Raw genomic sequence first — 12,947 nt, forward strand, 5'->3', positions numbered from 1 at the left:
TGACGCAAAATGTTTATAATTATAATAGGCGATGTGGTTGACCGAACATCGCCTATTATATACAATAGATGATGTAGTACTCACGTCTATACAACTAAAAAATACTGTAATTTAAAGGAGATAAATTATCATGGAAAAAATCTTTAAAGTAACTAGCGACTCAGGAATTCATGCTCGTCCAGCAACTCTACTTGTAAACACTGCAAGCAAATTCGGTTCTGACATTAACTTAGAGTATAACGGAAAGAACGTTAACTTAAAATCAATCATGGGCGTTATGTCTTTAGGCATTCAACAAAACGCAGAAATTAAAATCACTGCAAATGGTGATGATGCAGCTCAAGCACTAGCAGCTATCGAAGAAACTATGAAAAACGAAGGATTAGGAGAATAATGACTCTTAACATTCAAGGGATCGCTGCATCAAGTGGGATTGCTATTGCAAAGGCTTTCAGACTTGAAAATCCTGAATTTAACATCGAAAAGAAATCAATTACAAACGAAGCTGCAGAAATTGCACGCTTAGACGCTGCGCTTGAGAAAGCAAAAACTGAATTAGAAGCTATTAAGGACCATGCATTTGCTGAGCTAGGTGCTGACAAAGCTGCGATCTTTGAAGCACATTTATTAGTGTTAAATGATCCAGAACTAGTAAACCCAGTAAAAGATAAAGTGAATAGCGAAAAAGTAAATGCTGAATTTGCAATGGATGAAGTTGCATCAATGTTTATTTCTATGTTTGAAAACATGGATAACGAATATATGAAAGAACGTGCTGCGGACATTCGTGACGTAACAAAACGCGTTCTTGCACATTTACTAGGAATTAACTTCTCAAATCCTGGTACAATTTCTGAAGAAGTAATCATCATTGCTGAAGATTTAACACCATCTGATACAGCTCAGTTAAACCGTAAGTATGCAAAAGGTTTCACTACTGATATCGGTGGACGTACATCTCACTCTGCAATTATGGCTCGTTCTATGGAAATTCCAGCTGTTGTTGGTACGAAAGTTGTTATGGAAAAAATCCAGAACGGCGATATCGTTATCATTGATGGTTTAGATGGAGAAGTAATTGTAAACCCATCTGAAGAAACTCTTCGTTCGTTTGAAGAAAAGAAAGCGAAATTTGAAGAGCAAAAAGCTGTATGGGCAAAATTAAAAGACCAAGCTACTGTAACAAGTGACGGACATCACGTCGAGCTTGTTGCTAATATCGGAACACCAAATGATGTACAAGGTATTATCGATAATGGTGGAGAAGGCGTTGGTTTATACCGTACAGAATTCTTATACATGGGCCGTGACAATCTTCCAACAGAAGAAGAACAGTTCGAAGCGTATAAAGCAGTTCTTGAAGGTGTAAAAGAAGGCCAGCCAGTCGTTGTTCGTACACTTGACATCGGTGGAGATAAAGAGCTTCCATACTTACATTTACCAAAAGAAATGAACCCATTCTTAGGATACCGTGCAATTCGCTTATGTCTTGATGAGCAAGATGTGTTCCGTACACAGCTTCGTGCATTACTTCGTGCTAGCGTATACGGTAACTTAAAAATTATGTTCCCAATGATTGCAACTCTTGATGAGTTCCGTCAAGCAAAAGCAATCTTATTAGAAGAGAAAGCAAAACTTGTAGAAGCGGGTACTACTGTTTCTGATTCTATTGAAGTTGGTATGATGGTTGAAATCCCAGCTTCAGCAGTATTAGCAGATCAATTCGCAAAAGAAGTTGATTTCTTCTCTATCGGAACGAATGACTTAATCCAATACACAATGGCTGCAGACCGTATGAACGAACAAGTAGCATACTTATACCAACCATATAACCCATCTATTTTACGTCTTGTAAAAATGGTTATCGATGCTGCTCATAAAGAAGGCAAATGGGCTGGTATGTGCGGTGAGATGGCAGGAGATTCACTTGCTATCCCATTACTATTAGGATTAGGTTTAGATGAGTTCAGTATGAGTGCAACATCTATTCTTCCTGCAAGAACACAACTAAGCAAGTTGTCAAAAGCAGAAATGGAAACATTAGCAGAAAAAGCATTAACAATGTCAACTGCTGAAGAAGTTGTTGAACTAGTTAAAAGCATATAAACAATAAAAAAACCTGAGCCGATTTGAAATCGGTCTCAGGTTTTTTCTATGAGAAACGTAAATCTTATTTTCTTACTATAGAGGATAAGGAACAGAATTAGATAGCGATTGCGATAATATCAGTTGGGCATACACGTAAAATACCAGTAAAAGTATTTTGATTTTGGTTGTTCTTATCGTCTTTATTGTTATCTTTGTTATCGTTATTACGAGCTAAAGCAGAGAAAAGAGCAACACCGTTACAGAATCCTTCAAAAATCACATTGCGGAATGATTGGTGGCCTCTAATACTTAAAAGAGAAAGTTCTGTTCCAACTGAAATGCTTGCAAGTACGTTACATACAGCTGGTTGTTGTGGTCTAACTACTTCTCTCTCTTTTTCGCGGTGGTCACACTCTCTTTCACGATGATGACAGTCTCTAAAGTTATCACAGCATCCAAATGATCCAAACATAATCCTCATCACCCCCTTCACACTTATAATCTATGTAAGTTCGGTAGTTAGTGACTGGACAGAGAGTGGAATTTTTTCTAGGGGATTTTCTCATTTTAAATGACTAGCTGGGTGTTTAGTATGGAATGATGTTTAAAATAGGGTAAATATAATAAAAAGTGTAAAAACCACCGAAATGAATGAAATTGGTAGCCTTTACACTTTTTTACTTTTATATAAAACGACGATATATACAGGAAGAGCTAGGAGTAGTGGCACAATGGATCGTGCGGTGTGTTTTTCTGATTCTAATTGAAACGCTTCTTCTTTTGGGAATTGTAACATGCAAATGTTCGCGGCATCACCAATAAAATATAGAAGCAGTACAGTTACTATGTAACATAAAAGTGCGATAAAGCTTCCGTATGAACTCAATGAAAATCCCTCTCTTGTTATCTATTTGTTATTATTGTATCACAATTGTAACAAAAACACACGGATATATTTCGATGTCTTAACAAAATTCGACACGAAACGTCATATATATGTATGATAAGAGGATAGAATATACTGTTTTTACATATATAAATGTCGAATGATTTGTAGTAATATTACAAAAGTATGACAGGGAATAAAAAAACGAAGGTAATGTAGTTACCTTCGTTTCTTATTATTTTGCCCATTCACTCACTTGCTCTACGCTCATTCGTGGTGCAGGATGGCCTTTTAAAGTTGATTCACCAATTGTAATAAGCATAATTGGTACGTAACGAGATGCAACGTTAAATTCGTCTGTAAGTGCTTGTGGATTGAAACCACCAATAGCACAAGTATCCCAACCAGTCGCTTTAGCTGCAAGCATAAGTTGCATTGCTGCTAAAGATGCATTTGAAAAGGCAGCATCTCTTGGAAATTGTTCACGAGCATATGCAGATTCAATGTTTTTAGCTAAGCGATCTTTTGCTTCTTCTTTCATAAATCCTTGTTCTACAATTGGACCATATACTGGATCAACATTTTTATAAGCTTCTAAATCACCTAAAATAGCGACTACTGCAGAAGCATCAAGAATTTGTTGTTGGTTATAAGCTATTGGATGTAATCGTTTTTGTACATCTTCACCTTGAAAAACAAGGAATTTCCAGTGTTGTAAGTTCCAAGCGGAAGGTGCTTGTGCAGCAGCTTTTAAAATTTCGTGTAATTCTGTAGATGAGATTTCTTTATTTGGGTTGAATGCACGTGTAGATGTGCGTTCATATAGAACATTAAAAAAGTTGTCGTTTGTCATTGTATATCCTCCAAATTGTATATCGATTTATTTTCAAAAAATAATATACCCTACTTACATTTTGTAAGTTATCGAATTTAAGAATATAATATCTTTATTTTAATTGTCAAGTTTTAAAAATAAGCTAGGGCATTCATACAAACGATACAATTCCTACAATCATAAACTAAAAAAGGAATTTATAGAGTGAAAAGCGAAGATAACATTCTCAATTAGCTTGTTAATATGTATCTCTCACAAATTAAAGTTTATTGGAGAACAGTCTTTTTAAAAAGTTTGTGAGGAATTCAGTAGAACAAGATATATGAAGTGAGTGAAGACTAGTGATGAACATACTACATTTTTTATTAGAGAATACAGTTTTCCAAAATGTGTTACAAGATCTGCAGTTAAATGTCCTTTATATAGAAAATGGATGTAAGCATCAACAAACGGTAGAAAATATCCATCCAAAATGTATGTTTATAGCAAATAGCTTTGAAGAGGGCGAACTATTATTTCAAAGAACGAAACCACACATTATCATTACGTATGTAACAGATTATTCTCAAATAAAATATATAAAGAATATGTATACCCCGCACAGTACATTCATTGTCATTTGGGATCAACAAATAACAAAAGAATTTACAGATGTACTTGCATTAGGAATACGTAATATTGTAATAGCTCCTGTAACTCCGCAAGCAGTGTTAGAGGAAGTGAATAAGAGTTTGTATCAACTTTCTTTAGTAAGGCAAGTCGGCTTGCAGCAGGAATTGCTTCAAACGATGTTTGACTTTCAAAATGATCTATTATTTATAGTAGAAGATGATGAGATTGTTGATTGTAATACAAATTTTTTAGCGTTTTTCGGATATGAAAATCTGTTTGCCTATCGTGAGCAACATTTAGTATTTGCTGAACATTTTATTAGAGAAAATGGATACTATTCGACGACGCATGATATAACATGGTTAGACGATACTTTATCAAGTGGTAGAAGAATTAAGATGCTAAATTATGAAGGGGTAGTATCAACTTTTTTATTACGTGCGACACCATTACCAGAAGATCTATCAAGGTTTATTGTAAAGTGCACAGAAATCACAGAAATAGATGAAATCTATCAAGAACAAGAAAGACTTGCTATGATAGATTCATTGACAGAGATTTATAATCGTTTAAAGTTTCAACAAATACTAGAAGTAGAGTGGGAAAAGGTAATACGTAATGATGAGAAAATAGCAATTATTTTATTTGATATAGATAATTTTAAAACAGTCAATGACACATATGGCCATGATTTTGGTGATTTGGCATTAATACAACTTGCAGAGCTTATGAAATCTAAAGTGGAGCAGCAACATGTATTTGCAAGATGGGGAGGAGAAGAATTCATTATATTAGTGACAAATACAGTAGAAAAGGAAGCATTTCAAGTTGCGGAGTCATTACGATTCTTTATTGAAACAAAGCAATTCACTGGAATTTCGAAGTTAACAGCTAGCTTTGGAGTTGCGTTATATGAACAAGGAACTACAAGAGAAGAATTAATGCAACGAGCGGACATTGCATTATATGAAGCGAAAAAAAATGGAAAGAATCAAGTATGTGTGTATAGAAAAGAAAAAATGTAATTTTTCGCAACAAATTGTTGCGATTTTTTTTTATTGTTTGATAATAGAATATGAGGGACCATTCTTAGCAAAGGAATTATGGAGGATCAATATGATAAAAAAAATAATGATAATGGCTTCACTATCTGCTGTAGTTGTCGGTGGAGTATATTATTTTCTTGATAGTCCCAATATAAAGGAAAACACTGTATTAACCACTAAGGTGAATCCTACTATTGAATCGGAAGTACAAGAGAATATAGAAGAAAAGGAAGAGCGGCAAATTGATTATGCTAGCATATCTCAAAAATTAGATCAATATTTAGTCGGAAAGCAATTCAATGGAACAGTTTTGGTAACAGATAAAGAGCATGTTATATTAAATAAAGGATATGGGTATGCTGATGTTCAAAATAAAATAGAAAATACGCCTCAAACAAAATATCGTATCGGTTCTATTACGAAAACAGTTGTTGCCACATCTATTTTACAGCTACAAGAACAAGGGAAATTGAATATTCAAGATAATGTGAATAAATATATTCCTTCATTTCCGGAAAATAAAAATATTACGCTATATCATTTATTAACACATACCTCTGGTTTACCTGAACATGCGAAAGGAAATGTGAATGCAGCTGCTCGTTTACAGTTAATTAATTGGATTGGGCGTCAAAATTTAGAATTTCCTGCAGGAACAAGTTGGAGATATACAGATTATAATTATATGGTGCTTGCTTATATAATAGAAAATATATCGAAAAAACCTTTAGGAGATTACATAAAAGAAAATATATTTACAAAAGCAGATATGCATGAATCTGGTATGGGAAATATGGTACCTGGAGATAAAAATTTCACAAAGGGTTATGTGAAAAGAAACCAAGAGCTTGTACCAGCGCAAAAGTTAGGTATGGATTGGTTATATGGTTGTGGTGAAATGTATACGACAGTTGGAGATATGAAGAAGTTAGATGAAGCAATTATAAATGGAAAACTTCTTTCTGAACAAAGTATACAAGCAATGTTTTCACCTTCAGCAGAACGGAAATATGCATTTAGTTTTTATATATACCCAGATTATTTTCATAATCATGGTGTACTATCTGGTTGGAACACTTTTAATAATTTTAATAAAGAAAAAGGAACTTTTGTTATTCTATTTTCAAATGTGAAAAATAGTATGGATGATGATTTTAATAAAGAGTTCCGAAAGATGGTAAATGATCTATTAGAACAAAGGGGATGAGAAAATGGAACATAAAACTTTATCAATAGGTTTCATCGGTATTGGCGTAATGGGGAAAAGTATGGTTCATCATCTAATGCAAGACGGTCATAAAGTATATGTATATAATAGAACGAAAGCAAAAGCAGATTCTTTAGTACAAGATGGTGCGCATTGGTGCGATACACCAAAAGAGTTAGTGAAGCAAGTTGATGTTGTAATGACGATGGTTGGATATCCACATGATGTAGAAGAAGTGTATTTTGGTATAGAAGGAATTATAGAACATGCAAAAGAAGGTACGATGGCAATTGACTTTACGACATCGACACCGACGCTAGCAAAACGTATTAATGAAGCTGCGAAAAGCAAGAATATATATACGTTAGATGCACCTGTCTCAGGAGGAGATGTTGGTGCGAAAGAAGCAAGACTCGCAATTATGGTCGGTGGAGAGAAAGAAATATATGATAGATGCTTACCTTTACTTGAAAAGTTAGGAACAAATATTCAGTTACAAGGACCAGCTGGGAGTGGACAACATACAAAAATGTGCAATCAAATTGCGATCGCTTCCAATATGATTGGAGTATGTGAAGCTGTCGCTTACGCGAAGAAGGCTGGACTGAATCCAGATAAAGTGTTAGAGAGTATTTCAACAGGTGCAGCAGGTAGTTGGTCATTAAGTAATTTAGCTCCTCGAATGTTAAAAGGAGATTTTGAGCCAGGATTTTATGTAAAGCATTTTATGAAAGATATGAAAATTGCTTTAGATGAAGCTGAGAAATTACAATTATCAGTACCAGGCTTAAGTTTGGCAAAAGAATTGTATGAAGAGTTAATGAGAGATGGCGAAGAAAATAGTGGAACACAAGTACTATATAAAAAATATATAAGGGGGTAAACGAGGTGGACCTTCAAAAGTTTGATGAGATGATTGATGCTGTACAGCGAGCTACTTGTATACAAATTAATGAAAAACAAAAAGAAGCTTTTAAACAAAAATATGATTTTGAACCTGAATTTGAATATGGAAGAGATGAGAAGGGGCATTATGTCATTCGAACTTCAAAAAAGATGTTAGAAGAAATGGAGTTTTATTTGGCATTGAAATATGATCGTGATGGAGTGGATCTTTATATGCAAGCTGAGATTGACGGTATATTTCATGTATCTGTTAGCTATGGTGAAGATGCCCTACATCTACAAGAATTGTTTCAATTTCTAGAAGAAAATAAATAAAAGTCCTCATTTGAGGACTTTTATTTATTTCGTTATATTTTAGCTTTATAATTATAAGCTAGAAGCCCTGCGGCACCGTTCAACTGGGAATGGAATAATTTGCGCGGTGTGATTAGGACCAAATTGCTTTGTACGAGCATGACGTATTATATAAAAAGCACACAGAATTGAAACAGGAATAGCGCCGAATAAACCAAATAATAAAGCGCTTACACAAGATGCGACAAATCCTAAAATACCAATTTCTAATTCTTCCATAACAGCTCCTAAAATAACAGGAAATGCTCCACACGTAACTCCAAGTATAAGTGCAATAAGTAAGCTCATGATTATCCCCCTCTGTTTGCGAGATTCTTTTCCTTCTTTGTTAATTGTAGTATATCACATACAAAACAGAATTTTCAGAAAATGTTCAAAAAATGTTCAAAAAATATACTTAAAAAACAAAGGGATTAAATTTTGTGATGAAATGATACTTTTGAGTAAATAAAAAAAGCAGTCTTATTTCAAAAGTGAAATAAGACTGTTCTATAGGAGGATGTATATATGTAGAGTGAATAAAAGTTTGGAAAAGGGGGTCCAAGTCCTTTTATTCAACTAACTACCTTAATAGATTGGAACCCAGCCTTCAGTTGTAACAAAAATACGAATAGCTACAACTTGACGATCATCTTGCAAGGTAAAATAATGTCTTGCATTTTCAGGAACAGATATTAGGTCGCCTGGCTCAAGTTCAACATCAAAGAATTTCCCATCTTTGCCTTCAATAGCGAAAATGCCATGACCACTGACGATAAAGCGAACTTCGTCATCTGTATGATGGTGTTCTTTTTGGAAATTAATTAATAATTCGTCAAGGTTAGGCGTGCTATTTGAAAGAGAAATTACATCATGCGCTTTATAACCTCGACGTGCTGAAACATCAGCGATTTCTTTTGAAAACACTGCTAATATTGCAGCTTTGTTTTCATCTGTTAAGGAATAATTTTCATTTAAATGAGTAGGAAGTTTTGAAATATTCCATTTCTCATATAAAACGCCTTCCTCTTGTAGAAATTTTGATACTTCCACTTCATTTTCAATACGAGTATTTACTTCATGAATACGAATTTGCGCCATTAGAAACGCCTCCTTGAATTGATAATAGTTTTATATGAAATTGGAATAAAAACTCATAAGCTTCTAATCTTTTCTTTGCATCGAAGCTATCTCGGCCCCATACGGTAATACCGTGGTTACGGATTAATACTGCTCCCGAATCTCCTTGTATATGTTTTCGGAAATTATCTCCAAGCGTTGGGATATGGGCATGGTTTTCGATAATGGGAATGTGGATTGTTGCACCTTCTTCCCAAATATCAAGAGCTTTAATAATTTCTTGATTTTGAAGGGTAACTGTATCACTATATAAATTTGTGATGACATTGTTATCAGTTGTATGAACATGAAGTACGCATCCAGCATTCGTATTGTTATAAATATGTGTATGCAATATTGTTTCTGCTGAAGGGCGTAATTCAGTCTCTAATACAGGAACACCTACATGATCTACTAATAGAAAATCATCTGGAGTGGTTTTTGTTTTATCTTTACCGCTTGCTGTAATGAGAAAAGTAAGTGGCTCATGACTAACTTTTATAGAAATATTACCACTCGTTGCTGGGAACCAATTTCGAGTTGTTAATTCTTTTTTTATTTCGCTCAAGTCATACCACTGACGAAAAAGTTGTTTCATGCCTTCACCTCCAACAAAAGTTTTAATGCAGCTTGCACATCTTGAAATGTTTCAAACGGTGTATAAGCAATATGATTTTCTTCACACTTTGTAATAAGAAAGTCTCGAGCGAATACTTTATCAGCTTGTTTCGCAGCTTGTAAATCAGTAATTGAATCGCCAATTACAATGTGAAAGTCATTTGTATCACTTAATTTACGGATTAAAGATGATTTACATAATCCGCAATGATTTTGACAATGATCATCACAAGAATGAGGCCATTTAACTGTAATAAACTCTGCTGAAAAGTCTGTTTCATTACAATAAATTTGCTCTTTTGGAATGATTCCTTGTAAAAGTGGATAGACGAAGAAATCCATTCCACCTGATATCACGTAAAAAGAAATGTTATTTTCATTTACGAATTGTATAAATTCATGAAAGCCACTGCGAATTTCGGCAGTTTCTTTTAAAAATTGAATTATATCGTCGCGCAGATGAGTAGGTATCAATTGAAATAATTGAGAAACACCTTCTTGAATAGATAGCTCTTGTGATAAAATTCTATTTTTTACTTCTTCTGCTTCTGGTGGAGCGAATTTTTCCATAATGGACATAATGTTATCATTATTTGTAATCGTGCCATCGAAATCACAAAACACTTGAATACTCATAACTTCACCTCATGAGAGGGGTTTCCCCATATTTGTAGTGCGCTATGTAAATTAATTTCATCTACTTCGTGGAGTAATTTACCTTGCAAAGTAGCTTCAATTGCAGTGTGGAAAGCTTTACCACCGCCTTGCGCCCCATATGGATGCCCATGTATCCCGCCGCCAGCATTAATGACAACATCTTTACCGAAATCTTGCAGAATAAAAGGAACGAAACCAGGATGAATGCCCGCAGATGGGACAGGAAAACTTTTCTTGAAAAATGCATCTTCCTCAGTTAAATATTTTGAAATGCTGAGAGTTTCTTCTTTTTCTAATGCAACGCTTCCGTATGGAGACGGGAATAAAGAAAAATCTGCACCAGCATAACGTAGTAGCTTTCCAAGTAATAATGGAGATGAAATTCCATATAACTTGGATGCTGAATAAGCACCACTTACAGCAGGGTGTGCCATAATAGGAACTGGGATTTCATCATCTTCTGCAAGTGATTGTAGTACATCTAGTCCGTAAGCAAACACATTAAATAATAGAATATCAGCGCCGGCTTGCACTGCTCGTTTTGCATTTTCTTTTAAGTCAAAAGTGCGCCCTGTTAAATTTACGGCATATAACGTTTTATGGCCGTATGTTTCATAGACTGATTGTAAAACTTCTTTTCCAGATACGATTCGTTTCGTGAGTGGTGTTAATGAATTCTCAAATAAAATTTCATCATCTTTTACAATATCTACACTACCAATCGCTTGATCACGTAATTGAGTTTTTAAGTATCCAATATTTCGTCCGATCATTCCTTTGAAAATACTCATTAAAATGGGACGATCATGCACTTGTATAAGGTTTCTAATGCCATCAATCCCGAACTTTGGACCAGGAAAATGTTTTTTTAACTCGTCTGAAAAGGTTAAGTCAATTAATTTCACTTCGCCATCAAGTGATAGCTTTCCGAATGTAGTTGTTAAAATCGCTGGTAAGTCTGGACTGAAATTTAATAACGGGTATTCGATTTTAATAATCCCACGTTTTACCTTTTTGTGTAGATATGAATTCGTATGTTCTTGTTCATCTAATTCCTCAATATGAATGACGTTGCCTTTATGCTGTTTTAATTGTTCTTGTAATAAGTGTGGCAAATGAGTCCAAGAGCCAATTGTTAATCCGAGTGCAATTTGTTCCGCTTTTTTTTCTAAGTTATGTGAATCGTCATGAATTAAATACGTCGCTATAATTCCGCTCATTGTTATAACCCCCTAGTTAAATAAAAAAACCTCTCAGCTAAGGAGAGGTTTTTTTACAACCAGCTCCTTATCTGTCAGCATAATGCTGCGAGAATTAGCACCGTGTCTACAATTGTAGATCGGTTGCCGGGCTTCGTCGGGCTCGTCCCTCCACCTGCTCTTGATAAGAAGTATTTAGAAATGTTTAAATTTTTAAGATAACTGAATTTTGTCAGATATTTTTCATGTTGTCAATGGCTTTTTGAAAATTTTTAATTTCCCAATTCGATTAATTGCTTCCCGCAAGCGATCCTCTGTATGGAGGAGCCCAACGCGGATATACCCTTCGCCATGCTCACCGAACCCAACACCTGGAGCAACTGCAACGTGTGCTTTTTCTAATAAAATATCAGAAAATTCCTCGGATGTATAGCCTTCTGGTACAGGAAGCCATGCAAAGAATGATCCTTTTGGAATATCAACATTCCAACCAATGGAATGACAAGCTTCTATAAGGATATTTCTTCGAGATTCGTAACTATTTACAAGGTCTATTACACAAGATTGTGAACTTAATAGCGCTTCGCGAGCAGCATCTTGAATTGCACCAAATATACTAACATACATATGATCTTGCAATAGGTTAATTGTTTCGATGACACTTTCATTCCCAACTGCAAAAGCAATACGCCAGCCAGCCATATTGAAAGTTTTTGATAACGTGTAAATTTCAATTCCTGTATCTTTGGCACCGTCTGCTTGCAAGAAACTAATAGGTTTTTGACCATCAAATCCGATAGCGCCGTAAGCGAAATCGTGAACAACTAATATATTATGTTTATTAGCAAAGTGAATGGTTTTATCAAAAAAATCTTTTGATGCCGTAGCACCAGTAGGGTTATTTGGATAGTTTAAAAACATTAACTTAGCCTGCTCAGCGATAGAGTCATCAATTTTTTTATAATCCGGTAAAAAATTATTTTCTGCAATAAGCGGCATTGTTTCAAAGTGTGCTTTTGCTAAGGCAACCCCGGATAAATAATCTGGATAACCTGGATCTGGAACGAGAATGGTATCACCAGGATTTGTAAAACAAATCGGTAATTCTACTAATCCAGCTTTCCCGCCAAACAAAATAGCAACTTCAGTTTTTGGATTTAACTCGACGCCGTATTCACTTTTATAGAATGTAGCTACGGCTTCCTTTAAGCTTTCATGTCCGCGAAATGGCGGATATTTATGATGAATGGTCTTTTCGGCAGCATTTTGTAAAGCTTTTACGATATGCTGCGGTGTTGGTTGATCTGGATTACCTTGACCTAGATTAATAACATCGTGACCAGCTGCAACGACTTTGTTAACTTTTGCAACAAGTGAAGCGAAAAATTGTGTTGGCAATGATGTTACTATCTCAGAAGGTTTAAATAATTTCATACTTTCC

15 protein-coding genes and 1 riboswitch are annotated in these 12,947 nt (G+C 34.9%); of the genes, 6 read left to right on the plus strand and 9 right to left on the minus strand.

Going from position 1 to position 12,947, the window contains the following annotated elements; genetic code table 11:
- The first annotated feature begins 130 nt into the window (after window positions 1-130).
- Entirely contained in the window at window positions 131-394 is a 264-nt protein-coding gene (gene ptsH / locus COK05_RS21370) for a phosphocarrier protein HPr (RefSeq protein ID WP_000411080.1), read from the plus strand.
- Entirely contained in the window at window positions 394-2,106 is a 1,713-nt protein-coding gene (ptsP, locus tag COK05_RS21375) for a phosphoenolpyruvate--protein phosphotransferase (protein WP_098614154.1), read from the plus strand. Before ptsH ends, ptsP begins: the two co-directional genes overlap by 1 nt.
- 97 nt (window positions 2,107-2,203) lie before the next feature.
- Here the strand turns inward: ptsP and COK05_RS21380 are convergent, their stop codons facing one another.
- From COK05_RS21380 to COK05_RS21390, 3 genes are all read right to left on the minus strand, one after another.
- Window positions 2,204-2,560: a DUF3915 domain-containing protein gene (locus COK05_RS21380; RefSeq protein ID WP_098614155.1), complete on the minus strand. Its 357-nt coding sequence runs from the start codon at window positions 2,558-2,560 to the stop codon at window positions 2,204-2,206.
- A gap of 195 nt (window positions 2,561-2,755) precedes the next feature.
- The gene (locus tag COK05_RS21385; RefSeq protein ID WP_098614156.1) at window positions 2,756-2,974 is read right to left on the minus strand and encodes a hypothetical protein; all 219 of its coding nucleotides are present in this window, start codon (window positions 2,972-2,974) and stop codon (window positions 2,756-2,758) included.
- 235 nt (window positions 2,975-3,209) lie between these two features.
- Window positions 3,210-3,827 (minus strand): nitroreductase family protein, encoded by a 618-nt coding sequence (locus tag COK05_RS21390; protein WP_098614157.1) that lies wholly within the window; start codon window positions 3,825-3,827, stop codon window positions 3,210-3,212.
- A 326-nt stretch (window positions 3,828-4,153) separates the two neighbouring features.
- Here COK05_RS21390 and COK05_RS21395 point away from each other — a divergent pair, with 326 nt between their 5' ends.
- From COK05_RS21395 to COK05_RS21410, 4 genes are all read left to right on the plus strand, one after another.
- Entirely contained in the window at window positions 4,154-5,446 is a 1,293-nt protein-coding gene (locus COK05_RS21395) for a GGDEF domain-containing protein (RefSeq protein ID WP_141539198.1), read from the plus strand.
- A gap of 91 nt (window positions 5,447-5,537) precedes the next feature.
- The gene (locus COK05_RS21400; RefSeq protein ID WP_141539199.1) at window positions 5,538-6,674 is read left to right on the plus strand and encodes a serine hydrolase domain-containing protein; all 1,137 of its coding nucleotides are present in this window, start codon (window positions 5,538-5,540) and stop codon (window positions 6,672-6,674) included.
- Between the two features lie 4 nt (window positions 6,675-6,678).
- Window positions 6,679-7,557 (plus strand): NAD(P)-dependent oxidoreductase, encoded by an 879-nt coding sequence (locus tag COK05_RS21405; RefSeq protein ID WP_098614159.1) that lies wholly within the window; start codon window positions 6,679-6,681, stop codon window positions 7,555-7,557.
- Window positions 7,558-7,562: 5 nt separating this feature from the next.
- The gene (locus COK05_RS21410) at window positions 7,563-7,895 is read left to right on the plus strand and encodes a DUF3909 family protein (RefSeq protein ID WP_098614160.1); all 333 of its coding nucleotides are present in this window, start codon (window positions 7,563-7,565) and stop codon (window positions 7,893-7,895) included.
- A gap of 51 nt (window positions 7,896-7,946) precedes the next feature.
- On the opposite strand, the gene COK05_RS21415 is transcribed toward COK05_RS21410, so the two are convergent.
- From COK05_RS21415 to COK05_RS21440, 6 genes are all read right to left on the minus strand, one after another.
- Window positions 7,947-8,222, minus strand: a complete 276-nt coding sequence (locus tag COK05_RS21415) for a hypothetical protein (RefSeq protein WP_098614161.1) — start codon at window positions 8,220-8,222, stop codon at window positions 7,947-7,949.
- A gap of 279 nt (window positions 8,223-8,501) precedes the next feature.
- Window positions 8,502-9,014 carry a 1,2-dihydroxy-3-keto-5-methylthiopentene dioxygenase gene (locus COK05_RS21420; protein WP_098614162.1) on the minus strand — a complete coding sequence of 171 codons (513 nt, stop codon included), beginning with the start codon at window positions 9,012-9,014 and terminating at the stop codon, window positions 8,502-8,504.
- Window positions 8,992-9,630: a methylthioribulose 1-phosphate dehydratase gene (locus COK05_RS21425; RefSeq protein WP_098614163.1), complete on the minus strand. Its 639-nt coding sequence runs from the start codon at window positions 9,628-9,630 to the stop codon at window positions 8,992-8,994. The genes COK05_RS21420 and COK05_RS21425 overlap by 23 nt, the downstream gene beginning before the upstream one ends.
- On the minus strand, window positions 9,627-10,286 hold the full coding sequence (locus COK05_RS21430; protein WP_098614164.1) for a 2-hydroxy-3-keto-5-methylthiopentenyl-1-phosphate phosphatase: 660 nt from the start codon (window positions 10,284-10,286) through the stop codon (window positions 9,627-9,629). Before COK05_RS21430 ends, COK05_RS21425 begins: the two co-directional genes overlap by 4 nt.
- Window positions 10,283-11,527: a 2,3-diketo-5-methylthiopentyl-1-phosphate enolase gene (mtnW, locus tag COK05_RS21435; RefSeq protein WP_098614165.1), complete on the minus strand. Its 1,245-nt coding sequence runs from the start codon at window positions 11,525-11,527 to the stop codon at window positions 10,283-10,285. The genes COK05_RS21430 and mtnW overlap by 4 nt, the downstream gene beginning before the upstream one ends.
- 64 nt (window positions 11,528-11,591) lie before the next feature.
- Window positions 11,592-11,697, minus strand: a riboswitch (SAM riboswitch).
- A gap of 52 nt (window positions 11,698-11,749) precedes the next feature.
- Entirely contained in the window at window positions 11,750-12,940 is a 1,191-nt protein-coding gene (locus tag COK05_RS21440) for a pyridoxal phosphate-dependent aminotransferase (protein WP_098614166.1), read from the minus strand.
- Window positions 12,941-12,947 lie beyond the last annotated feature (7 nt).

Source organism: Bacillus cereus, assembly GCF_002567495.1.
Taxonomy (GTDB): Bacteria; Bacillota; Bacilli; order Bacillales; family Bacillaceae_G; genus Bacillus_A; species Bacillus_A cereus_AQ.